Origin of the sequence: Serratia sp. CY38905, assembly GCF_052168875.1 — a bacterium.
Lineage (GTDB): Bacteria > Pseudomonadota > Gammaproteobacteria > Enterobacterales > Enterobacteriaceae > Serratia > Serratia sarumanii.
The window spans coordinates 99,592-126,560 of the sequence record NZ_JBJNLV010000012.1 but is presented as its reverse complement, the minus strand read 5'-3'; the positions used below and the strand labels follow the sequence as shown (position 1 = coordinate 126,560).

Genomic DNA, 26,969 nt, shown 5'->3' with positions numbered 1-26,969 from the left:
GCATTTTATCCATGCTTCAAGGGGGCCGATATCGCCCCCCTGAAGAGGGCAGTTACTCGTCTTCCAGATACGTGTAGCCGTACAGGCCGGCTTCAAACTCTTCCAGGAATTGCGCCTGCAGCTCGCTGTCCAGATCGGTTTCTTTGACCTGATCGCGGAACTTGGCCAGCAGCGCCCCCGGATCGAGCTGCACGTACTCCAGCATGTCCGCCACGGTGTCGCCCTCGTCGGACAACTCGGTCTCGACGCTGCCGTCTGGGAACACGTACACGTCAACCGAGGCGGTGTCGCCGAACAGGTTGTGCATGTTGCCGAGGATCTCCTGGTACGCGCCGACCATGAAGAAGCCCAGCGCCGGCGGGTTCTCCGGATCGTACGGCGGCATCGGCATGGTGGTCGCCACGCCGTCGCCGTCGACGTAATGGTCGATAGTGCCGTCGGAATCGCAGGTGATGTCGAGCAGCACCGCACGGCCTTCCGGCGGCTTATCCAGCCCTTCCAGCGGCAGCACCGGGAACAGCTGATCGATACCCCAGGCATCCGGCATCGACTGGAACAGCGAGAAATTGACGTAGAACTTGTCCGCCATGCGCTCTTGCAGCTCGTCGATGATTGGACGGTGCGCGCGATTGCTCGGATCGAGCTGCTGCTGGATCTTGTTGCAGATGTTCAGATACAGCTGCTCGGCCCAGGCGCGCTTGGTCAGATCCAGCATGCCGTGCGCGTATTGGGTATGCACGTCGTGCAGATCCATCTGGCTGTCGTGCAGCCATTCGCGCAGCGAGCGGCGGTTCTCCGGCTCGTTCATTTCCAGCCAGGTTTCCCACATGCTTTCCAGCGCGCGCGGCGCGTCCGCTTCCGGCGGCAGCGGTTCGCTGAATTCGTTGCGCTCGACGCCGATCACGTTGGAAACCAGCACCGTATGGTGCGCGGTCACGGCGCGGCCGGACTCGGTGATCACCGTCGGGTGCGGCAGGCCGTGTTCGTTACAGGCATCGCCGATACCCCAAATCACGTTGTTGGCGTATTCGTTCAGGCCGTAGTTCACCGAGCAGTCGGACTGCGAGCGGGTGCCTTCGTAGTCGACGCCCAAGCCGCCGCCCACGTCGAAGCACTGAATGTTGACGCCCAGCTTGTGCAGTTCAACGTAAAAGCGCGCCGATTCGCGCACGCCGGTGGCGATATCGCGAATGTTGGCCAGCTGCGAGCCCAAGTGGAAATGCAGCAGTTGCAGGCTGTCGAGACGGCCCGCTTCGCGCAGGGTTTCCACCAGCTTCAGCACCTGCACCGCCGCCAGACCGAACTTGGATTTTTCGCCGCCGCTCGACTGCCATTTGCCGGAGCCCTGAGACGCCAGGCGCGCACGCACGCCCAGGCGCGGCACCACGTTCAGCCGCTCAGCCTCTTCCAGCACCAGGTTGATCTCGGACATCTTCTCGATCACCAGGTACACCTTATGCCCCAGTTTTTCGCCGATCAGCGCCAGGCGAATATATTCACGATCTTTATAGCCGTTACAGACGATCACCGAGCGGGTCATGCCGGCATGCGCCAGCACCGCCATCAGCTCGGCCTTGGAGCCGGCTTCCAGCCCCAGCGGTTCGCCGGAGTTCACCAGCGACTCAATCACGCGGCGATGTTGGTTCACCTTGATCGGATACACCAGGAAATAGCCGCCCTGGTAACCGAAAGACTCACGCGCGCGTTTGAACGCGGCGTTGATCGAACGCAGGCGATGCTGAAGGATCTGCGGGAAGCAGAACAGCGCAGGCAAACGTTGGCCGTCTTGCTGGCGCGTTTTCACCAGTTCTGCCAGATCGACGCGCGCCTGCGGGACATCCGGGTCCGGGCACACGCTGATATGGCCCAGCTCGTTGACGTCATAGTAATTGTTGCCCCAGTAGGCGACGTTATAAGTACGCAGCATCTTGCTGGCATTACGATCATTCATGGCAACCTCCTGCATGGAGCGCAAAGATAAAGACTCGCCCGCAACCGGCGGGCGGTGAATCAACAGATCATCAGACATGGTTCGCCTCACATTCCGCACTGACGAAACCGTCAGCCACTATCGCAGCTACCACCCGCGAGAACAACCCAACAAGCCGCGCTGGCGGCAGCGAAGAGAACCGCCGTTCGCGGTCAGCGATCGGTTTATCACTCATATAATTGTAAGACACCCTGTTCAAACCTCGTGAATCGGGCCAAGAAACATCCCACAGGAAGGCTGCAGGCTACCCTTGTTCAGTTCTTCAGACGACCGTTAGCCGGCCCGAGAATCCTGAGTAGCGGCCAAGTGTTTATCGCACCTGGTAAGTGACAAAGAGACAAGACGGGAAATAGCAGAAGAATGTGCGCCAGAACGGCACTGCTGTTGGGAACCAACAACCGGTAGACAACGGATCATTAATCCAACCACCTCCACGCGCGCCGTTCGGAGTGAACGACCCAGCCTCTAAAATAGTGTAAGAACGTGACCGTTCGATGAAGCGGCGGCGCTCACGGCGAACGCCTGCGACGGATAATAGCGCAACGGCGGCGAATGCAAAGCGGAAGTTTATCGCGCCTTCCCCCACTCAAGACCGCCGTACTGTGCAGCAAATGAACCGCGCGCGCAGTTTATACCGGTAAGCAGGTGAAAAAGCAAAATGAAAATTCGCCGAAAACTGTTTCAAGCGATGAAAATGGCGCCAACCCGTTTGCGCAAAAGAGCGAAAGCGCAAAAAATTACTGGCAATCTGGCTAAACCCTGACCTAAAATAGACGTCCAGATGTTAATCCATCTATACTGGTTAACTGATAAACTGCTTAACGGCTTTGCCTGAGGGGCGTTGCAGGATGCATCTCGCGCCATCAGCGGAAGACCCTTCGCTTTGATGCCGGATCTCCAGCGCTGTGCAGTAATTTCTAACCCGTCTTATGCAAGGTAAAGAACACAATGGCTAAACACCTCTTCACGTCCGAATCCGTCTCCGAAGGACATCCCGATAAAATCGCCGATCAGATCTCCGATGCCGTCCTCGACGCCATCCTGGAGCAAGATCCGAAAGCGCGCGTCGCCTGCGAAACCTACGTGAAAACCGGCATGGTGCTGGTCGGCGGTGAAATCACCACCAGCGCCTGGGTCGATATCGAAGAGATCACCCGCAAAACCGTACGCGAGATCGGCTACGTTCATTCGGACATGGGCTTTGACGCCAACTCCTGCGCAGTATTGAGCGCCATCGGCAAACAATCCCCGGATATCAATCAGGGCGTTGACCGTACCGATCCTCTCGAGCAGGGCGCCGGCGATCAGGGCTTGATGTTTGGCTACGCCACCAACGAAACCGACGTGCTGATGCCGGCCCCGGTGACCTACGCGCACCGTCTGGTGCAGCGCCAGTCCGAAGTGCGTAAAAACGGCACCCTGCCGTGGTTGCGTCCGGACGCGAAGAGCCAGGTGACCTTCCAGTACGACGACGGCAAAATCGTCGGCATCGACGCCGTGGTGCTGTCCACCCAGCATTCCGAAGATATCTCGCTGAAAGATCTGCAAGAAGCGGTGATGGAAGAGATCATCAAACCGGTCCTGCCGGCGGAATGGCTGACGGCGGGCACCAAATACCACATCAACCCAACCGGCCGTTTCGTTATCGGCGGCCCGATGGGCGACTGCGGCCTGACCGGCCGTAAGATCATCGTCGACACCTACGGCGGCATGGCGCGCCACGGCGGCGGCGCCTTCTCCGGCAAGGATCCATCCAAGGTTGACCGTTCCGCGGCCTACGCGGCACGCTACGTGGCGAAAAACATCGTTGCCGCCGGCCTGGCCGATCGTTGCGAAATCCAGGTGTCTTACGCTATCGGCGTAGCGGAACCGACCTCCATCATGGTGGAAACCTTCGGTACCGAGAAAGTGCCAACCGAACAGCTGACGCTGCTGGTGCGCGAATTCTTCGATCTGCGCCCATATGGCCTGATCCAGATGATGGATCTGCTGCAGCCGATCTACCGCGAAACCGCTGCCTACGGCCACTTCGGCCGCGAGCACTTCCCGTGGGAAGCGACCGACAAAGCCGCGCTGCTGCGCGATGCCGCCGGCCTGAAATAAGCCCCGACATCAACATGAAAACGGCGAGCCCTGGCTCGCCGTTTTTTTTGAGCGGATGGGTGCTCTTGGATCAACGCATCGACTGCCGGCAAGCGGAGGCAAAGCCCCCGCCGCTGGGTTGCCTTACCGTTCGGATTCGTAAGCCAAAATGGCCGCAACCTCCGTAGTGCCCGCTCGGATCCGCAGCTCACACAGCGTGCTGCGGGTTATCCATGCCAGTGATATTACAGTGACACAAATAATCACCAGTTTTAACGGGCTGCGTTTGTTCGGCATCATGCCTTCTTCTCCTTGCCTCGCGGCGGGTAAGAGGCTAACTTAACGTTGTCACGCGTTAGAGTAGGCCTCGGGTTGATGAATATCGACTCGGGGCTTTTCTCTTTGTATCTTTCGCAGAAGCTCCAGAGACAAAGATCCAGAGCACCCGCCCGCAGTATATTCATCTCACCGCCACGCCTCGCGTTCCTTTTCGCACGCAATATCGTTTTTGCGCACCCGTTCGCAGCGCCTTGCAACATCATGAAAAATAAAAAAAGGCCCAGCAACGCGGAGCCTTTGATGACAGAGAAAACGCAGCCGAGACGCCGCTTACGAGGTCTGCTTACGCAACAGATACACGAAGTACGGTGCACCGATAAAGGTCGCCAATAACCCGGCGGGGATCTGATACGGGAACAGCAGCATCCGTCCGCACCAGTCGGCAAACACCATCAGCAAGCCGCCCAGCAGCGCGGCGATCACCATTTGCGGCAGCGCGCGGCGGAAGCCCAGCATGCGCGCCATATGCGGCGCCATCAGCCCGACAAAGCTCAGCGGCCCTACGGTCAGGGTCGCCATCGCGGTCAGGGTGGCAGCCAGCAACAGAATGCTCAACCGCGCCGGCGTCAGCGCAATGCCCACAGAACGGGCGGTGGCGCCGCCGAGCGGCAGGATGGTCAGCCAGCGGCGGCACAGCGGCGCCAATACCAGCAATCCGGCGGCGATCAGCGCGGTGCGCAGCGCCTGCGCCGGCTCCACCGAATAGGTCGAACCGGAGAGCCAGGTCAGCAAGCCCCCCATACGCGGATCGCCGCTGGCCAACAGCAGGAAGATGACGGTGGTAAAGGCGGTGCTGAGCGCGATACCGGCCAGCAGCATGCGTTCGGTCGAGAAACCGCCGCGGCCTGCGGCGATCATGATGATCAGCAACGTAGCGGCCGCCCCCAGACTACCGGCGGGCAGCAGCCACACGAAGGCGTCGCCCGGCACCATAAACAGCATCATCACGACGCCAAAAGCGGCGCCGGAACTGATGCCCAATACTTCCGGGCTGGCCATCGGGTTGCCGGTCAACTTCTGGATCAGCGTGCCGGCGACCGCCAGCATCATGCCCGCCGCCAGCGCCGACAACACCCGCGGCCAGCGCCACGGCAGCAGAGCGTCCAGTTCCGCGCCCAGGCTCCAGTGCCAGCCGCCGGCATTTTTGCCCAGCATCAGCGCCAGCGCCAGCGCCAGGCCGATCAGCAGCACGAGGCCGCCCACCAGGATCCAGCCGGGCAGATTCCCGCGTTCGGCAGGCACCTTGTCGCCGAGGTTCATCGGCGGCGGCGTGGCAGCGCTGCGCAAACGCGGCAGCAGCCACAGCAGCAGCGGCGCGCCGAACAGCGCGGTGGCCGCGCCGGTCGGGATCTCGTGCCACACCTGCGTTACCCCGAGCATCACCTGATCGGTCAGCCACAGCAACAGCGCCCCCAGCAACGGCGCCAGCATCATGCGGTGCGCCAGGCGGCGAGCCCCCAGCATCTTCGCCATCAGAGGTGCAAACAGGCCGATAAAGCCGATAACGCCCACCGCACTCACCAACATGGCGCTGAAGATGATAGCCACCCCCAAAGCACAGAAGCGCGCCATCGACAGCCCTAACCCCAGGTTGCGCGCCACACCGTCGTCCAGCCCCAGCAGCGTCAGCGGGCGCAGCAACAGCGCCGCTAACAGGCCAGCCACCAGCAAACGCGGCAGGAGGAACTGCACGGCGCTCCAGTCCTGTTGGTTCAACGCGCCGGTGCCCCACAGGAACATGCCCTGCAGCTGATCGTAATTAAACAGCGCCAACAGGCTGTTGACCGCGCCGCAGTACAGCCCCAGCACCAGCCCGGCCAGAATCAGCGTGACCGGCGACATCCGCTTGCCCCAGGCGACGCCGAACACCAGCCCGCCCACCACAATCGCGCCCACCATAGCGGCCAGCTGGCGGGTAAACTCACCTCCCGGCAGCACCCACAGCGTGGCGATGGTCAGGCCAAGCTGCGCGCCGGCGGCGACGCCGAGCGTCGACGGCTCCGCCAACGGATTGCGCAACACCTGCTGGAACAGCACGCCGACCAACCCCAGACCGGCGCCGGCCAACAGCGACACCGTCAACCGCGGCAACAGGCTGTAATGGAACAGCATTTGCCGCACGTCGTCGATGTCCGGCGCGCTGAGCGCCCGCGCCCATTGCGCCGGCGGCAGCTGCTGCGCCAGGTTGTATATCGTCAGGCCACCTGCCGCCGCCAGCAACAGCAGGATCAGCGTCAGCGGCAATTTCCGGATGCCCGAACTCATGACGCACTCTCCTGAGCCTGCGCCAGCAGGCGGCAAAACCGCATCGTCGACAGCGTAGCGCCATAGAACCACACCGCCGACACCTGCCGCAGCTGGTTTTGCCTCACGAAGGGCAACGACTGCCACAGCGGCGTCGCGCTGACCTTGTCCATCATCGCCTGATTACCGTGATCGAGATAGATGACCCGCGCGTTACGCACCGTAGCCAACCGTTCAATGCCCACCACCGCCGTGCCCCAGAAATTGGTTTCTTCCTGCCAGGCATTGCGGATGCCCAGTTGATCCATCGCCTCCTGGAACAGGCTTTTCTGGCCGATGATCAACGCATGGCGCGTGTCGATCAGTGAAAACAGCAGCAGCGGTTGCCGGGTGTAGCTTTGCAGGCGCTGACGCGCGTCCTGCATAAAGCGGTCAAACTGCGCCAGGTGCTGTACCGCGCGGCTTTCTATGCCCAATCGTTGCCCCAGCGCCAGCAGCGACTGGCGGGCGACGGTCAGCGGTTTGCCGCTGCCGTCGTTGAAGCCGAAGCTCATGGTTGGCGCGATGGGTTGGATTTTTCGCGGCGTCGGGCCATAGCCTTGCGACAGCAACACCAGCGAAGGCTGGAGCTGCTGCAGCAGTTCGAGGTTAGGTTCGGTGCGCTGGCCGACGTCGACCACCGTCGCCGGCAGCTTCGGCTCCGCCACCCACAGGTTGTAGTTATGCACATCGGCCACCGCCAGCGGCGTCACGCCCAATGCCAACAGCAGTTCGATCGGCAGCCATTCCAGCGCCGCAACGCGGGCGATATCCGGCGGCGCATCCGCCGCTCGGCCGGGCAACGAGCCCAACAGCGGCGACAGCGCCAGCGCCATCAACAAACGGCGGCGCAGCGGATCGTGAGAAGAAGTGAATGCAGAGGACATCAGTAGACAAAACTCACCGGCGCGCCGCCGCTCGGGTGCGGCAACGTGCCCATAGGAATACCGTAAATTTGTTCCAGCACCGGCCCCTGCATCAGTTCCAGCGGGCCGCCCTGGGCGATCATTTCACCGCCGCGCAGCGCCACCAGATGGTCGCAGTAGCGTGCCGCCATGTTGATGTCGTGCAGCACGGCGATCACCGTGAGATCGCGTTCGCGGCTCAGGCGCTGGATCAGCGCCAGCACCTCGACCTGGTGCGCGATGTCCAGCGCCGAGGTCGGTTCGTCAAGCAGCAGGCAGCGGCTGTCCTGCGCCACCATCATCGCCAGCCAGGCGCGTTGGCGCTCGCCGCCGGAGAGGCTGTCCACCAGGCGGCTGGCGAACGGCTTCAGCCCCACCAGCGCGATGGCCTCCTCCACCAATTGGCGATCGTTGGCGCCAAAACGCCCCAGCGCGCCGTGCCACGGATAGCGGCCGACGGCCACCAGCTCGCGCACCGTCATGCCTTCCGCCGTCGGCAACTGCTGCGGCAGGTAGGCCACCTGGCGGGCGAAGGATTTGCTGTCCCACTGCGCCAACGGCTGCCGATTGAGCAAAACCTGACCGCCGCTGGGCGCATGATGCCGCCCGAGCAGTTTCAACAGGGTGGATTTACCGGAACCGTTATGGCCGATCAGGCCGCAGACTTTGCCCTGGGGAAAACTGAGCGACAGCGGTTGCAACAGCACCCGGCCGGGGACGGCGAAGCTGGCGTTATCCAGCGCGAAGGTCGCGCCGGGATTAAGAAGTTTGTCCTGCATAGATCCTGCTTTGTCCGGGGCGACGCGGCGCCGCCCCGGCTATCCGGTTAGAAACGGAAGGTTGCGGTGGCGACCACCTGGCGTTCTGCGCCCCAGTAGCAGCCATAAGTAGCAAAGCAGCTGGAGACATATTCCTTATCAAACAGGTTGTTCACATTGATGCCAATCGAAGAGCCCGGCAAATTGAAACGCGCCAGATCATATTTTATCGCGGCATCAAACACCGTGTAATCCTTCACTTTAAACGTATTGGCCTCGTCACCATAGCTGGAGCCGACATAGCGAACGCCTGAACCCAAGGTCAAACCGCTAATCGCAGTTTCATGGAAGGTGTAATCCGCCCACAGAGAAGCCATGTGTTTAGGGATAGCGGAAGGTGTATTCCCCTGTAGCGAAGTATCTTTAGTATATTCAGCATCCGTGTAGGTGTAAGAGCCCAACAGATTGAGGTTAGCCGACAAGGCCGCTTTCGCCTCCAACTCAATCCCACGAGAACGGACCTCCCCTCCCTGGACGCTAAAGAACGGATGTTCTAAGTCAGCCACTTTATTGTTGGTTTTAGTCAACTGGTAAAGCGCCAAACTGGCGGTGATCGGACGATCCTTAGGTGCGTATTTAACCCCAGCCTCATACTGCTTGCCTTTAGAGGCAGCAAACGTATTACCTGAAAAATCAGTGCCTGAGGTTGGCTCAAACGATTCGCTGTAGCTGACATAAGGCGCGATGCCGTTTTCGAAAACATAGTTCAAGCCAGCACGGCCGGTAAACTGGTTATCCTGCTGCTTAGAGACGGAATTCTGGTTCAGGCGATTGGTGCTGTTGGTATCGCTCCAATCATAGCGCCCCCCCATCGTCAGAACCCAGTTGTTCCATTCAGCCTGATCTTGCACATACAGGCCGGTCTGCTCCTGACGGTTAACCTGACTGGCACCACCGGTAATGGTATAGCTCCGATTGCCGTACTGTGGAGCGATGACATTCAGATTGGATGCACTGCCATATTGATAAACAACATCATTGCGCATACGCATATAATCCACACCCATCAACAAGATATGGTCAACTTGCCCGGTCGCAAATTTAGCCTGTGCCTGTGTGTCGACCGCAAAGCTGGACATATGCTCTTTGGAATTCATCACGCCACGCTTCAGCTCAGCTGAATTATCTGGATCAACGCCTAGGCCGTAAATAGAACGGTAGTCCACATCCATTTTCGAATAACGCAGGTTTTGGCGCACGGTCCAAACATCATCAAAACTATGCTCAAAGGCATATCCGACCATTTGCTGCTTGCGGGAAATGTTGTTATAGCCAGGCTCACCATCGTTGAAACTGGTCGGTAACTTACCGTTGATACCATTTTGCACCGTACCTTCTTTCGGCAACCAGCCATAGAAGCCAACGCTAGGATCATCCTGGAAGCTGCTGAGGAAAGTCAAAGAAGTGCGATCATCAGGTCGCCAACTGAAGGAAGGAGCAATAGCATAACGTTTACTTTTCTCGCCAACCTGCTGCTGATCTTCATCGCGCGCCACCCCCGTCAGACGATATGAGTAAACCCCCGCATCATCCAAAGCGTCACTGAAGTCAAAACCGGTCTGGAACAGATTATCTGTCCCCATTTTGAATTGAACTTCGCGCAGCGTCTCTGTTGTCGGCCGCTTACTGACCAGCGCGACCACCCCACCAGGGTTGCTTTTGCCGTACAATACCGAAGACGGTCCGCGCAGTACTTCCGCTCGCTCAAGGAAGTAAGGGTCTATCTGATAAATCGAATAGTTATCGTCCTGCAGTTTCAGGCCATCCAGATACATATTGGTACCTACCGAGCTGAAACCACGGATGTTCACTGCATCATAGGCGGTGGAGGCACCGCGATTTCCAATCATCACACCTGGCGTATAGGCCAGTGCGCCCTTCACCGTATCCGGCTGACGCATGTCCATCTCTTCACGCGTCACTACGGAAACGGACTGCGGGTTCTTCTCGATTGGCGTATCGGTTTTGGTGCCGGTGGCGCTGCGTTTGGCGACATAGGTGCCGACCGGCCCCCAGGCGCTTTCCTGCTGGGCGGTATTGCTGCCGCCCACAACGGTAATCGTGTCTTCCTTGGCGGCCGGCTTGGCGTCGGCGGAAAAAGCCGGCATCGCCAGCGTGCCCAACGCCGCAGCGACGGTGATCGCTAACGCGCTGACGGGGATACGGCCCTGCTTGGCCGCGGATGACGAAAGACGCTTGGTCGGCATAGTTGATTTCTCTGATGAATTATTAAATGAAGAATGTAAACGATAATAATTATTATAAGCGTCGCATTTTATGCAGAAGCCAAATTAAACTGCAAGCCGAATTCATGGGGCAAATAGGTTAAGGATTAGGCGCTTAGCCATGCGGTTAACAGGGAAATAAAACGAGCGAAAAAATAAAAAAGCCCGCAACCAAGGTTACGGGCTTAATAACAAAGAAAAAATTTTCACCGGGGCCGACGCCCCGGTAGCGATTACTGGCCGAACATATCCTTGATCCAGCCGGCGACGCCATCGCCATCTTTTTGCTCACCCGCCGCCGGTTGCTGCTGTTGCTGCACCGCCGCCTGGCTGGCCTGGCACAATCCCTGCGGATTGTCAGTCCAGACCGGGATGGTGCGCCAGCTGCCGCCGCCGCAGATAAAGTTGCCGGCAGAGTCGATGCTCATCTGGTTAATGCCTTCCGGCGGCTGCAGCATCAGCGGCAGCGGCGTCTGGTTTTCCAGATAACGACGATACAGGGTCAACGCGCCGTTGGCGCCGGTCAGCTTGGCCGGGCCGTTGTTGTCGCGCCCCACCCAGGCGATCGCCACTTCCTTGCCGTCGATGCCGGCGAACCAGCTGTCGCGCAGATCGTTGGTGGTACCGGTTTTCGCCGCCAGATTGTAGTTCGGGAACTTCACCGACAGCGAGCGGGACGTCCCGCGCGCCACGCCTTGCTGCATCGCGTACAGCGTCAGGTAAGCGGCCTGCGCCGGCACCATGCGTTCGGCCTGCGGGAAGCTCTGGTACAGCACCGTGCCGTCTTCGGCGATCACCGAACGCACCGCCGACAGCGGCGCACGGTTACCGCCGCTGGCGATGGTCTGGTACTCCTGCGCGACTTCCATCGGCGTCAGGCCGATCGCGCCCAGCAGCATCGAAGGCACCGGGTTGATCTCCGCTTTCGGGATGCCCAGACGTTGCAGCGTGGCGCTGATCTGATCCAGCCCCACCGACAGGCCAAGGTTCACCGTCGGCACGTTCAGCGAGTTGGCCAACGCATCCACCAGCATCACCTGACCGCGGAATTTGCGATCATAGTTGTTCGGCTGCCAGACGGCGCCGTTCGGCTGTTTCAGCGACAGCGGCGCATCCGCCAGCCAGGTGTTGAGGCGGTATTTATCCGGTTCGGACAGCGCGGTCAGGTACGTCGGCGGCTTGGCCAGCGAGCCGACCAGGCGGCGCGCCTGCATGGCGCGGTTGAAACCGGCGAACTGCGGATTGGCGCCGCCGACCATGGCGCGCACTTCACCGCTGAAGCGATCGACGATCACCATCGCCGCTTCCAGATCCTGCACGTGACGCGCAGCGCGCAGCGCCGGGATGCCGTCTTCGACCGCTTTTTCCGCCGCGTCTTGCGACACCGGATCCAGCGTGGTGAAAATCTTCACGCCGGACAGATCATTCACCTTATCGCCCAGCCTGGTCTGCAGCTCCTGACGCACCATCTGCATAAAGGCCGGCTGTGGCGTAATGACGCCGCCTTTCGGCTGCACGCCCAGCGGACGCGCGCTCAGCATGTCGTACAGCTCGCCGTCGATCACGCCCTGGTTTTGCAGCAGCTTGAGCACCAGATTGCGGCGCTCCAGCGCCAGTTTCGGGTTACGCCACGGGTTATACAGCGACGCGCCCTTGACCATGCCGACCAGCAGCGCCTGCTGATCGAGGCTCAGCTCGTCCACCGGACGGCCGAAGTAGTACAGGCTGGCCAACGGGAAACCGCGGATCTGGTCGCTGCCGCTCTGGCCGAGGTACACCTCGTTCAGATACAGCTCCAAAATGCGATCCTTGCTGTAACGGTAATCGACCAGCAGCGCCATGTAGGCTTCGTTGGCCTTACGCCACAGCGAACGTTCGTTGGTCAGGAACAGGTTCTTCACCAGCTGCTGCGTCAGGGTACTGCCGCCCTGCACCGCACGGCCGGCGGTCAGGTTGGCCAGCACCGCGCGGCCGATGGAGTACGGGCTGATGCCGTCATGCTCATAGAAGTGGCGGTCTTCCGTGGCGATCAGCGTATCCACCAACAGATCCGGGAAACCGGCGCGCGGCACGAACAGACGCTGTTCACCGTTTGGCGACTGCAGCATGGTGATCAGGCGCGGATCGAGGCGGAAGAAGCCGAAGCTGCGGCCGCTGTCCAGGTTTTCGATCTTCGCCAGACGGTTGTTCTGGAAATCGAGACGGGCGCGGATCTGCCCTTCTTTACCATCCGGGAAATCGAACGGGCGGCGCAGCATCTCGATGCTGTTAGCCTGCACGGTAAACTCGCCCGGACGCGTCATGCGGCTGACCTGGCGATACTGCATGCCTTCCAGCAGGTTGACCATTTCCTTCTTGCTGTACGGCATGCCCGGTTCCAGGTTGACCATGCGGCCGTACACTGCCGCCGGCAGCTGCCAGACTTTGCCGTCGATGCGGCTGCGGATCTGGGAATCCAGATAGACGCCGTAGATCGCCAACAGGACGGCGATCACCAGGATCAGTTTGATAATCAGGCCGAGCCAGCGGCGTTTTTTACGCGGCGGAGTCGCTTTTACCTTACGCGGCATGCGTTCCTCCTCCTCTTCATACTCATCATCGTCATACTCGTCTTCTTCGTAATCGTCATAATCGTCGTCTCGGCGACGGCGCGGCGGCTTGCGCGACGCGGTATTTTTTGGTTGTTTTCCTTTGCGCCCGATGGGCTCGCGGTCATCCCCAGCCATGGCTGTTGTTCTCCGAGCTTGCCGACACTGCCGGCCATGATTAGTCGCTTAATCTGTGCCTACGCCGCAGCGCTGACCAGAAGAAACATCTGAATTCCAAACCTTGAATGATCGCGACCTACTGATATTTCTTCGTTCGGCGCGTCGGTACCGCCGTGGCCGGATCGTCCGGCCAAACGTGTTTCGGGTAGCGGCCCTTCATCTCTTTTTGCACCTCGCGGTAGGCGCCTTGCCAGAAGGCCGCCAGATCGCCGGTGATTTGCAACGGCCGGTGCGCCGGTGAGAGTAACTCAAGCACCACCGGGATGCGACCCTCCGCCAACATCGGGCTGCGCTGCTCGCCGAACACCTCCTGCAAACGCACCGCCAGCGCCGGCGGTTTGCCGGCCTCATAACGGATCGGCAGGCGGCTGCCGGTCGGCACAGTGTAATGAGTGGGTAGCGCATTATCCAGCCGCTGCTTTTGCTGCCAGTCCAGCAGGCGGGACAGCGCCTCGGCGATGTTGACCTGCTTCAAGCCGCGCAGATCGCGCACGCCGTTCAGCGACGGCAACAGCCACTGCTCCAGCGCCGCCAGCAGCGGCTCTTCATCCATCGCCGGCCATGCCGCCTCCGGCAGCCAGGCTTGCGCGCACTGCAGGCGCACCCGCAATTGTTCGGCGGCGCCCTCCCAGTTGAGCACCGCCAGCCCCTGCGCACGCACCCAATCGAGCAGCGCCTGCTGCAGCTCTTCGTCCGCCGGTTTGGCCAGCGGCTGGGCGCGCAGCGTCAGACGGCCGATCTGCTGGCGCTTCCAGGCGCGCAGCGTGCCCTTCTCGTCATCCCACTCCACCGCCGTGCGCTGCGTGACGATCGCCGGCAGCTGCGCCGCCAGCGCGTCGATGTCCACCGGCAGCGCCAACAGGATGCGCGCATCGGGGCTGTTGTGGCCCTGCAACAGGCTGGGGACGATGAGCCAGGGCGCGCGCGACAGCGCCTCATCCTGATTCATCGCCGCCCCCATGCCGTTGGCCAACAGGTAGCGGCCGTCCTGGCCTCGCCGCTGGGCGATGCGATCGGTAAACGCCGGCGCCAACAGCCGCGGCGCCAGATCGACGTCGACTTGCCCCGCACGTTGCGGCAGGCGTTTGGCCAACTGCGCGGCACGCTGCCGCCAGTTCGGTTGCGGGCGGCTCAGCCAGTAGCCGATATCCATCTGCCCGCCGCGCGGCGGTTCTTCCAGCAATGCCGCCAGCAACGCCGCCGTCGCCAGGCCGTCGGCACTCAGCGCCGCGCCGGCGGTCAGCATCGCCGCCAGCCGCGGCTCGCATCCCAGCGCGGCCATCTGGCGCCCCGGTGCGGTAAGTTTGCCACCGTCATCCGTGGCCCCCAGCCGATGCAACAGCGCCCTGGCCGCCGCCAATGCGGCGGCAGGAGGCGCATCCAGCCAGGTCAGCTGCGCCGGGTCGTGGCAACCCCACTGCAGCAACTCGAGCCAAAAGCCGGTGAGATCGCTCTGTAAAATGTCCGGTTCGGCGTGTTCCGCCGCGCGCTCCGCCTGTTCTTTGGCGAACAGATGCCAGCAAATGCCCGGCTCCAGACGCCCGGCGCGCCCGGCGCGCTGCACCATCGAGGCCTGACTGATGCGCTGCGTCGCCAGCCGCGTCAAACCGTTGCGCACGTCGTAACGCGCCACGCGTTCCAGGCCGCTGTCCACCACCAGCCGAATGCCCTCGATCGTCAGGCTGGTTTCGGCGATGTTGGTCGCCAGCACCACCTTGCGGCGGCCAACCGCCGCCGGCTGAATCGCTTTTTGCTGCTGCGCCAGAGGCAGCGCGCCATACAGCGGGCAAAGATCGGTATCGCTTGCCACCTCGCCGGTCAATCGCTCCAGCACCCGATTGATCTCCGCCACGCCCGGCAGGAACAGCAGCAAAGACCCCGGCTGTTCGGCCAGCAGGCGCTTCACCGCCGCCGCTACGCCATCTTCCAGCCGCTGATGGCTGGCCAACGGCTGATATAAACGTTCAACCGGGAAGCTGCGCCCCTCGGACACCACCACCGGCGCTGCCGGCAGCAGCTGCGACAGGCGCGCGTTGTCCAGGGTGGCCGACATGATCAGCAGTTTCAGATCGTCACGCAGCCCTTGCTGCACGTCGAGCAGCAGCGCCAGCGCCAAATCGGCCTGCAGGCTGCGTTCGTGGAACTCATCGAGGATCACCAGCGACACGCCCTGCAGCTCGGCGTCCTGCTGCAGCATGCGGGTGAGAATGCCTTCCGTCACCACTTCCAGCCGGGTTTGCGGCCCGCTTTTACTTTCGGCGCGCATGCGGTAGCCCACGGTCTGGCCGGGCTCCTCCCCCAGTTGCTGCGCCAGGCGATAAGCGACGTTTTTCGCCGCCAGCCGCCGCGGCTCCAGCATGATAATGCGCCCCGGCAACCCGGCCTTAGCCAGGATCTGCAGCGGCAACCAGGTGGATTTACCGGCGCCGGTCGGGGCGTGCAACAGTACCTGAGGAGCGGACTGCAACGCAGCCAGCAACTCATCAAGCACCGCGCTGACGGGCAATGAAGACACTGAACTCTCCGTGGTGGTTAACGTTAAACGGCGTACAGTGTAGCATTAGCTTTGCCCCCGTAGCCTTTCAAACTGCGGCATCGTTAGCTATAGTACGGAGCTCGTCCAGGCGTCCCGCTTCGCGCGAGGCCGCTGCAAGCCGCATTCAAATCTGTTCCTGACGGATTTGTCATTATTTACCGAGCCCCCATGTCCAATTCGCGCCGCCTGTTTTTCGCCCTGTCCTTGCCTGATGCCCTGCAACAGCAGGTGATCCGCTGGCGCGCCGAGGCGTTTGCGCCGGAGGCCGGCCGGCCGGTGGCGGCGGCTAATTTGCACCTGACGCTGGCGTTTCTCGGCGAAGTCACCGCGCAGAAAGAGCTGGCGCTGCGCAAACTGGCCGGCCGCATCGTGCAACCCGGCTTCAGCATGCGGCTCGACGATCTCGGCCATTGGCCGCGCCCCGGCGTGGTCTGGCTCGGCACCCGCCGCGCGCCGCGCGGGCTATTGCAGCTGGCCGAACTGCTGCGTTCGCAGGCCGCCCGCAGCGGCTGCCATCAAAGCGCGTTGCCGTTCCATCCGCACATCACGCTGCTGCGCGCCGCCACCCAGCCGGTGGCGATCCCGCCGGCGACGCCGGGCTGGGCGTTCAGCGCCGACGCCTTTTCCTTGTATGAGTCGGTGTTCGAAAACGGGCGCACCCGTTACCAACACCTCGAACAGTGGCCGCTGGCCACGCAGGCATCCGCATGATTTTCTCTCCACCGCTGCGTTCCGCCACGCTGATAAAACGTTACAAACGCTTTCTGGCGGACGTGATCACCCCGGAAGGGGAAACCTTTACGCTGCACTGCGCCAATACCGGCGCCATGACCGGCTGCGCCACGCCCGGCGACACCGTTTGGTACTCCACCTCGGATAACCCCAAGCGCAAATACGCCCACAGCTGGGAACTGACCCATACCCAACAGGGGCACTGGATCTGCGTCAACACCCTGCGTGCCAACGCGCTGGTGCGCGAGGCGATCGAACACAATTTAATCAATGAATTATCCGGTTACAGTAAAATCAGCGGCGAAGTGAAATACGGCGGTGAAAACAGCCGTATCGATTTGTTATTACAGGCAGAAAATCGGGTTAACTGCTATATTGAAGTTAAGTCAGTCACATTACTGCAACAACAACGTGGTTACTTTCCTGATGCGGTAACGCTCAGAGGGCAAAAGCACCTGCGTGAGTTGCTCAGCGTGGTTGAAAGCGGGCAACGGGCGGTGTTGTTCTTTGCCGTGTTACACAGCGGTATTGAGCAGGTCGCACCGGCACATCATATAGATGAGCGCTATGCGGCGCTGTTGGCACAGGTCCGGCAGTTGGGAGTGGAAGTGGTTTGCTACGGGGCAAAGTTATCACCTGACGGTATTTATCTCTGCGATAAGCTGCCGTTTTTTATCGATTAGCGCGGTCGGGTCCCTATAAATAGACAACCGGCCAGCACGATCGCCAAATACGCCCTCCTTCACACGATTGTCAAGCGGGCGACAGGAATAATTGCCAACCTACCTTCCTTCTGTTATTTATAGCGGCCTGTTTTTCCCCCGCATTGGGGATTCGATAGTGCGTGTGTATGTAGGAGAAGCAACATGCAAGAAGGGCAAAACCGTAAAACCTCGTCCTTGAGCATTCTCGCCATCGCTGGGGTGGAGCCGTACCAAGAGAAGCCGGGCGAAGAGTACATGAACGACGCCCAGTTGTCGCATTTCAAGCGCATTCTTGAAGCGTGGCGCAACCAGCTCAGGGACGAAGTGGACCGTACTGTATCGCATATGCAAGAAGAGGCAGCCAACTTCCCTGATCCGGCCGACCGTGCTACTCAGGAAGAAGAGTTCAGCCTTGAACTGCGTAACCGTGACCGTGAACGCAAACTGATCAAAAAGATCGAGAAAACGCTGAAGAAAGTGGAAGACGATGATTTCGGCTACTGCGAATCTTGCGGCGTGGAGATCGGCATTCGTCGCCTCGAAGCGCGTCCGACCGCCGATCTGTGCATCGACTGCAAGACGCTGGCTGAGATCCGCGAAAAGCAGATGGCCGGCTAATACCGCTACTCTAAATGATTGGAGCTGCATCAAGGCGGCAAGAATGCGCATCCCGATGAGCTTACTCAAGTAAGTGATTCGGGTAAGCAGGCGCAGCTAACACAGATGCAGTTTCAAGCATAACGAGTATGTTACCGCTGCGGCGTGCGCACCCGCGTGCGCCGCACAGAGAAAAGGGAACCACTCCCCTCTGATATGCAAGAAAGTCATTATGTGGGGCGCTTTGCCCCATCGCCTTCCGGGGATCTGCATTTCGGTTCGCTGATTGCCGCTCTGGGAAGCTACCTTCAGGCTCGCGCCCAACGCGGGCAGTGGCTGGTTCGCATCGAAGATATCGACCCGCCGCGCGAAGTCCCCGGCGCCGCCGCTCGCATCCTGTCCGCGCTGGAACATTATGGTCTCCACTGGGACGGCCAGGTCATCTATCAATCCCAACGTCACGACGCCTATCGCGCCGCGCTGGATCTGTTGCAGCGTCAGGGGCTCAGCTATTACTGCACCTGCACCCGCAGCCGCATCCAGCAGATCGGCGGATTGTACGACGGCCACTGCCGCGATTTGCAGCTCGGCCCGCAGGGCGCCGCCATCCGCTTGCGCCAGACCGCGCCCGTTTACGGGTTCCACGATCGCCTGCAGGGAGAATTGCACGCCGATCCGGCGCTGGCGGGGGAAGACTTTATCATTCGCCGTCGCGACGGGCTGTTCGCCTACAACCTGGCGGTGGTGATCGACGACCATTTTCAGGGCGTGACCGAGATTGTGCGCGGCGCCGATCTGATCGAACCGACGGTGCGCCAAATTGCCCTCTACCGCCAGCTGCAGGCGCCGGTGCCCGCCTATGTGCATCTGCCGCTGGCGCTGGGCGCCAACGGCATCAAGCTGTCGAAGCAAAACCATGCGCCGGCGTTGCCCGCCGGCGATCCGCGCCCGGTGCTGATCGCCGCGCTGAAATTTCTGCGCCAACCGCTGCCGGAAAGCTGGCAAGATCTTGACCTGCCATTATTATTGAGCTGGGCGGTCGCACATTGGCGGTTGGAAAACGTGCCGCGTCAGGAGGCTATCCCTCTGGATGAAAACACGCCGGCATTCTCAAAGGAGCCATGGTGAGCTATGATTAGCCGCTATTTTTTGTTAGCTCCATTTTTATCAGTCACTATCGAGGTGTACCATTTTTACCCGAGTAGCCAACTTCTGTCGTAAGGTACTGACCCGCGATGACAAGCTGCCCCGCGACGACGCGGCGGCCGGCGATAAAAACGTAGTCCGCGAAGAGCGTACCGCGGCGCCAAGCCGCCCTGCGCCGCAGCCGCGCGCCGCCGACAACGGCAACAACGCCCCTGCCCGCCGCTCAACGCCACGCAAGCGTCCGCCTTTCCCCCTCGCCGAGAGCAACGACTCGATGACCGTGATCCCGCGCGAACAGCACTCGATTTCCCGCAAAGACATTAGCGAAAATGCGCTGAAAGTGCTTTACCGCCTGAACAAGTCCGGCTACGAAGCCTATCTGGTCGGCGGCGGCGTGCGCGATCTGTTGCTCGGCAAAAAGCCGAAAGACTTCGACATCACCACCAACGCCACGCCGGAGCAAGTGCGCAAGCTGTTCCGCAACTGCCGCCTGGTCGGCCGGCGCTTTCGCCTGGCGCACGTGATGTTCGGGCCGGAAATCATCGAAGTGGCCACCTTCCGCGGCCACCACGAACAGAACCCGGAATCCGACAAGAACTCGTCTCAGCAGGCGCAAAACGGCATGCTGCTGCGCGACAACATCTTCGGTTCTATCGAGGAAGACGCCCAGCGCCGTGACTTCACCATCAACAGCCTGTACTACGGCGTGGCGGATTTCACCCTGCGCGATTACGTCGGCGGCCTGAACGATCTGAAACAGGGCGTGATTCGCCTGATCGGCGATCCGGAAACCCGCTACCGCGAAGATCCGGTGCGCATGCTGCGCGCGGTGCGCTTCGCCGCCAAGCTGGATATGCGCATCAGCGAAGAGACCGCCGAGCCGATCCCGCGCCTGGCCTCGCTGCTGCATGAGATCCCGCCGGCGCGCCTGTTCGAAGAATCCCTCAAGCTGCTGCAGGCCGGTTACGGTTTCCAGACCTACCTGAAGCTGTGCGAATACCAGCTGTTCCAACCGCTGTTCCCGCTGATCGCCCGCAACTTCACGCCGAACCACGATACGCCGATGGAGCGCATTCTGGTGCAGGTGTTGAAGAACACCGATCACCGCCTGCAGAACGACATGCGCGTCAACCCGGCGTTCCTGTTTGCCGCCATGCTGTGGTACCCGCTGCTGGAGCACGCGCAGAAGCTGGCGCAGGAAAGCGGCCTGGCCTACTACGACGCCTTCGCGCTGGCGATGAACGACGTACTCGACGAGCAGTGCCGCTCGCTGGCCATCCCGAAACGCATTACCACGCTGGTACGCGATATCTGGCAGCTGCAGTTGCGCCTGTCCCGCCGCCAGGGCAAACGCGCGCACAAGCTGATGGAACACCCGAAATTCCGCGCCGCCTATGATCTGCTGGCGCTGCGTGCGGAAGTGGAAGACAATCAGGAAATGCTGCGTCTGGCCGAGTGGTGGGGCGAGTTCCAGGACGCCACGCCGGCGCGGCAGAAAGCCATGCTGAGCACCCTGGGGGACGATCCGGCGCCGCGCCGCGCGCGTCAACGCCGCCCTCGCCGCCGGGCACCGCGTAAAGAAGGGGCATAATGATCCGCGTTTATATCGCGCTGGGCAGCAACCTGGCGCAGCCGCTGCAACAGGTTAAAGCCGCACTGGAGGCGCTGGAGCATCTCCCGCGCACCCGGCTGGTCACCTGTTCTTCGTTTTACCGCACCAAGCCGCTGGGGCCGCAAAACCAGCCGGACTTTCTCAACGCGGTGGTGGCGCTGGATACCCTGTTGCCGCCCGAACAGCTGCTCGACCATACCCAGGCGATAGAACGCAATCAGGGGCGCGTGCGCAAGGATGAACGCTGGGGGCCGCGCACGCTCGATCTGGACATCATGCTGTACGGCGACAAGGTAATCCATACCGAGCGCCTGACGGTGCCGCATTACGGCCTGAAAGAGCGCGAATTCATGCTCTACCCGCTGGCGGAAATCGCTCCCGATCTGATTTTCCCCGATGGCGAGCCGCTCGCCAGCTGCCTCAAGCGCGTGCCGGAAAACGGCATGGCGCTGTGGCATCAGCCAAAACTCAAGTCCTGACCCGCCTACAACGTCAGCCGCGCAACGAACCCGCCCGCCGGGCGATTGGCAAAGCCGATCTGTAAACCATGCAATCCGGCGATACGCTGCACGATCGAGAGGCCCAGCCCGCTGCCGGTTTGCTCCTGCCCCGGCGGGCGATAGAAGCGTTCTCCCAGCCGCGCCAGATGCTCCGTGGTGACCCCCGGACCGTCGTCCTCCACCGTCAGCGAGCGTTCGTTCAGCGTCACGGTGACGACGCCGCCCTGCGGGGTATAGCGCACCGCGTTGTCCAGCAAGTTGCGCAATAGCAGCGACAGCAGCAAGGTTTCCCCCTGACGCGGCGGCGGCGTTCCCTGATGTTCATAGCGCAGCGTCACGCCCGCCGCATGGGCCTGCCGATCCTGCTCCGCCAGGGTCATCGTCACCAGTTCGTTCCAGTCGATCGGCGCCAGTTCGGCCAGATCCGACAGCGAGTCCAGCCGCGACAGCGTCAGCAGCTGATCCACCAGCCGGGTGGCGCGATCGATGCCGACCGTAAGATTGTCCAGCGCGTGCTCGCGCATCGGCGCATCGTCCCCCGCCAGTTGAACCACTTCGGTCTGCACCCGCAGCGCCGCCAGCGGGCTGCGCAACTCGTGCGCGGCATCGGAGGTGAAACGCCGCTCCCGCACCAGCAACGCGTTGATGCGAGCGAACAGCGCATTGAGCGCATCCACCAGCGGACGCACCTCGGTCGGCACCTGGCGCGCGTCCAACGGCGTCGCGTCATCGGGCGCGCGCCGGCGCAAACCGGCCGCCACCGCGCGCAGCGGCCGCAGCTCGCGCCCGACCATCAGCGCGATCAGCAGCATCAGCACCGGCAGCGTCGCCAGCCAGGGCACCAGCTGGCCGGTCACCATGCCCAGCGCCATATCGCGCCGGTAATCCCACTCCTGGCCGACCACGATGCGATAGCGCCCATCTGGGCTGGTCAGCCACAGCAGGCGCCAGCTGTCGTCATCACCTTTGCGCTCGCCGTCGGTAAAACCTTCACGCTCCCCGTCAAACAGGAAATCGGCGCCGTTCTCGCCGTCGTTGAGCAGCATCTTGCCTTGGCGATCGAAGATGGCGAACGCCAGCGCGTCGTCGTCCTGATCGCCACGCTTGCCGTGATGCACCAGCTTCTTGGTTTTCGGCAGGCTGCGCGCGCTTTCATCGGCCAGCAGATCGCCGAGGTTGGCGGTCGCCAGCCGTTTGGCGAACAGCATCTGCTGGGTGTCGAACACTTCATTGATGGTGTTGCGCGACATCACCCAGGCTACCACGCTGGCGGTGCACCAGGTCATCAGCGCCAACAGACTGAAGATCAGGATCAGACGCAGCCGCAGGCTGAGACGCTTCACGGCGCATCCCCCAGCGTGTAACCCACGCCGTGAATGGTGCGGATGAAGCCGTTGCCCAGCTTGCGCCGCAGGTGGTGAATATGCACCTCCACCGCGTTGCTGCTCACCTCGTCGTCCCAGTTGTACAGCTTCTCCTGAATCAACGGCCGCGCCAGCACCCGCCCCTTGTTGTGCAGAAACAGCTCCAGCACCGCCAACTCGCGCGGCGTCAGCGTCACCGGCTCGCCGTTGCAGCTCACGCTGCGGGTGGCGCTGTCAAACACCACGTTGCCGTGCGTCAGCTGCGGCATCAGTTGGCCGTGGCGACGGCGGATCAGCGCCTGCAGGCGCGCCGCCACTTCGGCCAGCGCGAACGGCTTGCACAGATAATCGTCGGCGCCGCTTTGCAGACCGCTGACCCGCTGCTCCAGCGCATCGCGGGCGGTGAGGATCAGCACCGGCACGTCCTGCCCGGCCTGGCGCCACTGGCGCAGCAGATCCAGGCCATCGAGGCCCGGCAGGCTGAGATCGAGGATCACCGCGTCGTACGGCGCGCTGTCCAGCGCATTTTTGCCGACGGCGCCGTCGGTGAACCAGTCCAGATTGAAGCCGAGTTTGGTCAGCCCGGCCTTGATGCCGTCCCCGATCAGTTTGTCATCTTCGATCAGCAGAATTCGCATGAGTATCCCTTTTCAGTCATTGCGCCATTGCACCACAAGGTTCTTAAGAACCGCTTAAGCATGGCGATCCGCGCTACCCACCCCGATCGGGTTACAGTAGAATGGCTGCACTTTTTTGCAGCCTGGGCCTGCGCAAGCCGCACGGCCCGTTTCAGGAGACGTTGTGATGAAACCCACCACCGTGACCCACTTGCGCCAGTGGAAACAGGAGCAACGCAAGTTTGCTACCCTTACCGCCTACGATGCCAGCTTTGCCAAACTGTTTGAAGAGCAAGGCATCAAAGTCCTGTTGGTGGGCGATTCGCTGGGCATGACGCTGCAGGGCCACGACTCCACGCTGCCGGTCACCGTCGCCGACATAGCCTACCACACGCGCGCCGTGCGCCGCGGCGCGCCGGCCTGCCTGCTGCTGGCCGATCTGCCGTTCATGAGTTACGCCACCCCGGAACAGACCTTCGCCAACGCCGCCGAGCTGATGCGCGCCGGCGCCAACATGGTGAAACTGGAAGGCGGCAGCTGGCTGTGCGACACGGTGAAAATGCTTGCCGAGCGCGCGGTGCCGGTGTGCGGCCATCTGGGCCTGACGCCGCAGTCGGTCAACGTGTTCGGCGGCTATAAGGTGCAAGGGCGCGACGAACTGGCCGCCAAACAGCTGCTGCAGGACGCGCAGAACCTGGAGCTGGCCGGCATTCAGCTGCTGGTGTTGGAATGTGTGCCGACCGAGCTGGCGCGCCAGATCACCGAAGCGCTGTCCATTCCGGTCATCGGCATCGGCGCCGGCAACGGCACCGACGGCCAGATCCTGGTGATGCACGACGCCTTCGGCATCACCGGCGGCCATACGCCGAAGTTCGCCAAGAACTTCCTGGCGCAGAGCGGCGATATCCGCACGGCGGTGCAGCACTACATTCAGGAAGTGGAACAAGGCCTCTACCCGGCGGCTGAACACTCTTTTAACTAAGCGATGGTTCCAGGAGTCACCCAATGATTATTATCGAAACCCTGCCGATGCTGCGTCAGCAGATCCGCCGCTGGCGCCAGGAAGGCAAACGCATCGCGCTGGTGCCGACCATGGGCAACCTGCACGACGGCCATATGACGCTGGTCGATGAAGCGCGCGCCCGCGCCGACGTGGTGGTGGTGAGCATCTTCGTCAACCCGATGCAGTTCGATCGGCCGGACGATCTGGCGCGCTACCCGCGCACGCTGCAGGAAGACAGCGAGAAGCTGACCCGCCGCGGCGTCGATCTGGTGTTCGCGCCGGCCCCGGCCGCGGTCTATCCGCAGGGGCTGGAGCAGCAGACCTACGTCGACGTGCCGGGCATCGCCACCATCCTGGAAGGCGCAAGCCGGCCGGGCCACTTCCGCGGCGTTTCCACCATCGTCAGCAAGCTGTTTAACCTGGTGCAACCTGACTTGGCCTGCTTCGGCGAGAAAGATTACCAACAGCTGGCGCTGATCCGCAAAATGGTGGCGGACATGGGTTACGACATCGACATCGTCGGCGTGCCGACCGTGCGCGCCAAAGACGGCCTGGCCCTCAGCTCGCGCAACGGCTACCTGACCGCCGAAGAGCGCAAGGTAGCCCCGCAGCTGAGCAAAATCATGAATGGGCTGGCGCAGCAGTTGGCCAATGGCGAACGCCATATCGAAACGCTGCTGGAACAGACCGCCGAGCAGCTGCGCGCCGCCGGCTTTACGCCGGATGAACTGTTTATTCGCGACGCCGACAGCCTGCAGCCGCTGACGGTGGACAGCCAACGGGCGGTGGTGCTGATGGCCGCCTGGCTGGGCAAGGCGCGTCTTATCGACAACCAGCAGGTCGACCTGACGCTGTAAGCCGTTTTTTATACTGTCGTCACCCTTGGCCACTGACCATTGGTAGACAATGGCGGAGCAATCGGTGACGATAGAGATTGCAGGGATGCAGGAGAGATGTTCAACCCCAGCGCCTGTGAAGGCCGATATTCAGTTAGGTAAAGCTATGATACGTACTATGCTGCAAGGCAAGCTGCATCGCGTCAAAGTCACTCAGGCTGACTTGCACTATGAAGGGTCCTGCGCCATCGACCAGGATTTCCTGGAGGCCGCCGGCATTCTGGAATATGAAGCGATCGATATTTACAACGTGGATAACGGCCAGCGCTTCTCCACCTACGCCATCGCCGCCGAGCGCGGTTCGCGCATCATTTCGGTTAACGGTGCCGCCGCGCGCTGCGCCTGCGTGGGCGACAAACTGATCATCTGCTCCTATGTGCAAATGACCGACGCCGACGCCCGCCAACACCACCCGAAAGTCGCCTATTTCGAAGGTGACAACAACCTGCAGCGCAAGGCGAAAGCCGTGCCGGTTCAGGTCGCCTGATACTAAAACGGGCGCCTTACGCGCCCGTTCTTCCTTACTGCACCACCACCGTGCCCGGCTTGTTGGCTATCCGATCCGCCATGGTCTGGATCGAGTCGGTGCGCAGAATATACAGCCGCTTCAGCGTATAGGGGTTATCCCCCGGCTTCACCTTGCCCTGCACCGTGGTCACCGCCAGATGGAAACCGGCGTCCTGCGCCGCCTGGATCGCCCGCTGGTTATAGCCGCCGAACGGGTAGGACAGATACAGTACGTGCGGGTTGAACTGCGACAGCGCGCGGCGCGAGCGCTCAAAATCGAACTCGATATTGTGCAGCGAACGGCTCAGCAAAATCGGCTGGCGATTGCCGTCGGTGCGGTGCAGGAAGTGAGTGTGCGACTGCACGTCGAACACATCCTGAATCTGCTTCAGCTCCGAGACGCTCATAAACTGCAGCGAGTCCGGGTTCCATTTCTGCGGGTGGCGTTTGATGCGCGAAGAGATGATGAACGCCGTGGCGCGGAAACCGTAATCCTTCAGCACCGGGTAAGCGTAGCGATAAACCGATTTCAGCCCGTCGTCGAAGGTCAGCACGATCGCCTTGCCCGGCAGGTTGATCTGGTTCTTCAGGTAGGCTTCCAGCTGATACAGCGAAATGGTGTCGTAGCCCGCCTGCTTCAGGTAGGTCATCTGGTTGCTGAACGCCACGTCTGAGGTGGTGGTCGAGGTGTGGCGGAAGCGCTTGTTCTCTTCGTTTTTCAGCAGGTGATGATAGGTCAGCACCGGTATGCCGCTATCTATCTCGCAGTCCAGCTCATTGACAAACCCCAGCCGCTCGCCGATGTTGACCTCGTACCAGGTGTTGTTCAGGCGATCCTTCAGCTTGCCGATGATCGGATAGCGCAGGTTGCCTTCCAGCGTGCCCAAGACCTCGCTGTCCTTGTCCGCCGCGGTATAAACGTCGATCGTTTTTTGGGTGATCAGATTCTGGTTGGTCAGCGGTTTATTCAGCTCGCCCAGATCGTCTTGTACCTTGCGCGACTTCTTCAGTTCGCGCACGTCATCTTTATCGATAAAGCCGGTGCCGTGCCCGAATTTGAATTCGTAGTATTCCGCATCCGCCGGGAACACCTGGATCAGCTGCCCGCGCTTCACTTCTCCCACCGGGATCACATGCTCGCCCACCAACGCATAGACTTCGCTATCGCGCTGCGCTTCCATGTATTCAGATTTAACCGCGCCGTCTTCCGACAGCAGATTCGCCAGGCTCACAGGGGAAACCAACGACATCAGAATGCCGAGGAAACCAGCCGCTAACGTGTATTGAGGCCGCATGATGATGTTCTACTTACGAGTGCGTAATGACTAAAGTGAAGGAAATGTGG

21 protein-coding genes are annotated in these 26,969 nt (G+C 61.4%); 10 read left to right on the top strand and 11 right to left on the bottom strand.

The window, feature by feature from the left end; all coding sequences use genetic code 11:
- Window positions 1-52: 52 nt before the first annotated feature.
- Window positions 53-2,029 carry a biosynthetic arginine decarboxylase gene (gene speA / locus ACJ8MK_RS21140; RefSeq protein WP_033649617.1) on the bottom strand — a complete coding sequence of 659 codons (1,977 nt, stop codon included), beginning with the start codon at window positions 2,027-2,029 and terminating at the stop codon, window positions 53-55.
- A gap of 909 nt (window positions 2,030-2,938) precedes the next feature.
- On the opposite strand from speA, the gene metK reads away from it, so the two are divergent.
- Complete coding sequence (gene metK, locus ACJ8MK_RS21135; RefSeq protein ID WP_016926681.1) at window positions 2,939-4,093, top strand: methionine adenosyltransferase; 1,155 nt, start codon at window positions 2,939-2,941, stop codon at window positions 4,091-4,093.
- A gap of 123 nt (window positions 4,094-4,216) precedes the next feature.
- Here the strand turns inward: metK and ACJ8MK_RS21130 are convergent, their stop codons facing one another.
- From ACJ8MK_RS21130 to hrpB, 7 genes are all read right to left on the bottom strand, one after another.
- Entirely contained in the window at window positions 4,217-4,369 is a 153-nt protein-coding gene (locus ACJ8MK_RS21130; protein ID WP_039567912.1) for a Hok/Gef family protein, read from the bottom strand.
- Window positions 4,370-4,681: 312 nt separating this feature from the next.
- The gene (gene fhuB / locus ACJ8MK_RS21125; RefSeq protein WP_442518041.1) at window positions 4,682-6,676 is read right to left on the bottom strand and encodes a Fe(3+)-hydroxamate ABC transporter permease FhuB; all 1,995 of its coding nucleotides are present in this window, start codon (window positions 6,674-6,676) and stop codon (window positions 4,682-4,684) included.
- A complete protein-coding gene (gene fhuD / locus ACJ8MK_RS21120; RefSeq protein WP_442518040.1) occupies window positions 6,673-7,581 on the bottom strand; it encodes a Fe(3+)-hydroxamate ABC transporter substrate-binding protein FhuD in 909 nt (302 codons plus the stop codon). The genes fhuB and fhuD overlap by 4 nt, the downstream gene beginning before the upstream one ends.
- Window positions 7,581-8,378 carry a Fe3+-hydroxamate ABC transporter ATP-binding protein FhuC gene (gene fhuC, locus ACJ8MK_RS21115; RefSeq protein ID WP_442518039.1) on the bottom strand — a complete coding sequence of 266 codons (798 nt, stop codon included), beginning with the start codon at window positions 8,376-8,378 and terminating at the stop codon, window positions 7,581-7,583. Before fhuC ends, fhuD begins: the two co-directional genes overlap by 1 nt.
- Window positions 8,379-8,425: 47 nt before the next feature.
- Window positions 8,426-10,624, bottom strand: coding sequence for a ferrichrome porin FhuA (gene fhuA / locus ACJ8MK_RS21110; RefSeq protein WP_442518038.1), 2,199 nt, complete (start codon window positions 10,622-10,624; stop codon window positions 8,426-8,428).
- Between the two features lie 251 nt (window positions 10,625-10,875).
- A complete protein-coding gene (mrcB, locus tag ACJ8MK_RS21105; protein ID WP_033654687.1) occupies window positions 10,876-13,368 on the bottom strand; it encodes a bifunctional glycosyl transferase/transpeptidase in 2,493 nt (830 codons plus the stop codon).
- A gap of 118 nt (window positions 13,369-13,486) precedes the next feature.
- Window positions 13,487-15,925 carry an ATP-dependent helicase HrpB gene (hrpB, locus tag ACJ8MK_RS21100; RefSeq protein WP_334282846.1) on the bottom strand — a complete coding sequence of 813 codons (2,439 nt, stop codon included), beginning with the start codon at window positions 15,923-15,925 and terminating at the stop codon, window positions 13,487-13,489.
- 189 nt (window positions 15,926-16,114) lie between these two features.
- Here hrpB and thpR point away from each other — a divergent pair, with 189 nt between their 5' ends.
- The 6 genes from thpR to folK all read left to right on the top strand — a co-directional run bounded on the left by thpR (window position 16,115) and on the right by folK (window position 21,216).
- Window positions 16,115-16,657: an RNA 2',3'-cyclic phosphodiesterase gene (gene thpR, locus ACJ8MK_RS21095; RefSeq protein WP_033649609.1), complete on the top strand. Its 543-nt coding sequence runs from the start codon at window positions 16,115-16,117 to the stop codon at window positions 16,655-16,657.
- A complete protein-coding gene (gene sfsA, locus ACJ8MK_RS21090; protein WP_004937572.1) occupies window positions 16,654-17,361 on the top strand; it encodes a DNA/RNA nuclease SfsA in 708 nt (235 codons plus the stop codon). The genes thpR and sfsA overlap by 4 nt, the downstream gene beginning before the upstream one ends.
- A 183-nt stretch (window positions 17,362-17,544) precedes the next feature.
- Window positions 17,545-18,000, top strand: a complete 456-nt coding sequence (gene dksA, locus ACJ8MK_RS21085; protein ID WP_004937569.1) for an RNA polymerase-binding protein DksA — start codon at window positions 17,545-17,547, stop codon at window positions 17,998-18,000.
- Window positions 18,001-18,195: 195 nt separating this feature from the next.
- The gene (gene gluQRS / locus ACJ8MK_RS21080; protein ID WP_047729869.1) at window positions 18,196-19,107 is read left to right on the top strand and encodes a tRNA glutamyl-Q(34) synthetase GluQRS; all 912 of its coding nucleotides are present in this window, start codon (window positions 18,196-18,198) and stop codon (window positions 19,105-19,107) included.
- A gap of 61 nt (window positions 19,108-19,168) precedes the next feature.
- Window positions 19,169-20,716 (top strand): polynucleotide adenylyltransferase PcnB, encoded by a 1,548-nt coding sequence (pcnB, locus tag ACJ8MK_RS21075; RefSeq protein ID WP_075205964.1) that lies wholly within the window; start codon window positions 19,169-19,171, stop codon window positions 20,714-20,716.
- Window positions 20,716-21,216, top strand: a complete 501-nt coding sequence (gene folK / locus ACJ8MK_RS21070) for a 2-amino-4-hydroxy-6-hydroxymethyldihydropteridine diphosphokinase (RefSeq protein ID WP_060436638.1) — start codon at window positions 20,716-20,718, stop codon at window positions 21,214-21,216. The genes pcnB and folK overlap by 1 nt, the downstream gene beginning before the upstream one ends.
- Before the next feature lie 5 nt (window positions 21,217-21,221).
- On the opposite strand, the gene qseC is transcribed toward folK, so the two are convergent.
- Window positions 21,222-22,580, bottom strand: coding sequence for a quorum sensing histidine kinase QseC (gene qseC / locus ACJ8MK_RS21065; RefSeq protein ID WP_121535390.1), 1,359 nt, complete (start codon window positions 22,578-22,580; stop codon window positions 21,222-21,224).
- On the bottom strand, window positions 22,577-23,239 hold the full coding sequence (qseB, locus tag ACJ8MK_RS21060; RefSeq protein WP_004937550.1) for a quorum sensing response regulator transcription factor QseB: 663 nt from the start codon (window positions 23,237-23,239) through the stop codon (window positions 22,577-22,579). The genes qseC and qseB overlap by 4 nt, the downstream gene beginning before the upstream one ends.
- Window positions 23,240-23,405: 166 nt before the next feature.
- Here qseB and panB point away from each other — a divergent pair, with 166 nt between their 5' ends.
- The 3 genes from panB (at window position 23,406) to panD (ending at window position 25,604) form a co-directional block, all read left to right on the top strand.
- Window positions 23,406-24,200: a 3-methyl-2-oxobutanoate hydroxymethyltransferase gene (panB, locus tag ACJ8MK_RS21055; RefSeq protein ID WP_033649604.1), complete on the top strand. Its 795-nt coding sequence runs from the start codon at window positions 23,406-23,408 to the stop codon at window positions 24,198-24,200.
- 23 nt (window positions 24,201-24,223) lie between these two features.
- Window positions 24,224-25,078 (top strand): pantoate--beta-alanine ligase, encoded by an 855-nt coding sequence (gene panC, locus ACJ8MK_RS21050; protein WP_060423014.1) that lies wholly within the window; start codon window positions 24,224-24,226, stop codon window positions 25,076-25,078.
- Between the two features lie 145 nt (window positions 25,079-25,223).
- On the top strand, window positions 25,224-25,604 hold the full coding sequence (panD, locus tag ACJ8MK_RS21045) for an aspartate 1-decarboxylase (RefSeq protein WP_004937544.1): 381 nt from the start codon (window positions 25,224-25,226) through the stop codon (window positions 25,602-25,604).
- Window positions 25,605-25,638: 34 nt separating this feature from the next.
- Here the strand turns inward: panD and ACJ8MK_RS21040 are convergent, their stop codons facing one another.
- Entirely contained in the window at window positions 25,639-26,919 is a 1,281-nt protein-coding gene (locus ACJ8MK_RS21040; RefSeq protein ID WP_033635920.1) for a polysaccharide deacetylase family protein, read from the bottom strand.
- Between the last annotated feature and the right edge of the window lie 50 nt (window positions 26,920-26,969).

Bases quoted from the DNA above. Each gene is read 5' to 3' on its own strand.
- speA (WP_033649617.1), bottom strand. From the start codon at position 2,029: ATGTCTGATGATCTGTTGATTCACCGCCCGCCGGTTGCGGGCGAGTCT.
- qseB (WP_004937550.1), bottom strand. From the start codon at position 23,239: ATGCGAATTCTGCTGATCGAAGATGACAAACTGATCGGGGACGGCATC.
- ACJ8MK_RS21130 (WP_039567912.1), bottom strand. From the start codon at position 4,369: ATGCCGAACAAACGCAGCCCGTTAAAACTGGTGATTATTTGTGTCACT.
- panB (WP_033649604.1), top strand. From the start codon at position 23,406: ATGAAACCCACCACCGTGACCCACTTGCGCCAGTGGAAACAGGAGCAA.
- panC (WP_060423014.1), top strand. From the start codon at position 24,224: ATGATTATTATCGAAACCCTGCCGATGCTGCGTCAGCAGATCCGCCGC.
- mrcB (WP_033654687.1), bottom strand. From the start codon at position 13,368: ATGGCTGGGGATGACCGCGAGCCCATCGGGCGCAAAGGAAAACAACCA.
- thpR (WP_033649609.1), top strand. From the start codon at position 16,115: ATGTCCAATTCGCGCCGCCTGTTTTTCGCCCTGTCCTTGCCTGATGCC.
- dksA (WP_004937569.1), top strand. From the start codon at position 17,545: ATGCAAGAAGGGCAAAACCGTAAAACCTCGTCCTTGAGCATTCTCGCC.
- metK (WP_016926681.1), top strand. From the start codon at position 2,939: ATGGCTAAACACCTCTTCACGTCCGAATCCGTCTCCGAAGGACATCCC.
- fhuD (WP_442518040.1), bottom strand. From the start codon at position 7,581: ATGTCCTCTGCATTCACTTCTTCTCACGATCCGCTGCGCCGCCGTTTG.
- gluQRS (WP_047729869.1), top strand. From the start codon at position 18,196: ATGCAAGAAAGTCATTATGTGGGGCGCTTTGCCCCATCGCCTTCCGGG.
- ACJ8MK_RS21040 (WP_033635920.1), bottom strand. From the start codon at position 26,919: ATGCGGCCTCAATACACGTTAGCGGCTGGTTTCCTCGGCATTCTGATG.
- sfsA (WP_004937572.1), top strand. From the start codon at position 16,654: ATGATTTTCTCTCCACCGCTGCGTTCCGCCACGCTGATAAAACGTTAC.
- fhuA (WP_442518038.1), bottom strand. From the start codon at position 10,624: ATGCCGACCAAGCGTCTTTCGTCATCCGCGGCCAAGCAGGGCCGTATC.
- fhuC (WP_442518039.1), bottom strand. From the start codon at position 8,378: ATGCAGGACAAACTTCTTAATCCCGGCGCGACCTTCGCGCTGGATAAC.
- panD (WP_004937544.1), top strand. From the start codon at position 25,224: ATGATACGTACTATGCTGCAAGGCAAGCTGCATCGCGTCAAAGTCACT.
- fhuB (WP_442518041.1), bottom strand. From the start codon at position 6,676: ATGAGTTCGGGCATCCGGAAATTGCCGCTGACGCTGATCCTGCTGTTG.
- folK (WP_060436638.1), top strand. From the start codon at position 20,716: ATGATCCGCGTTTATATCGCGCTGGGCAGCAACCTGGCGCAGCCGCTG.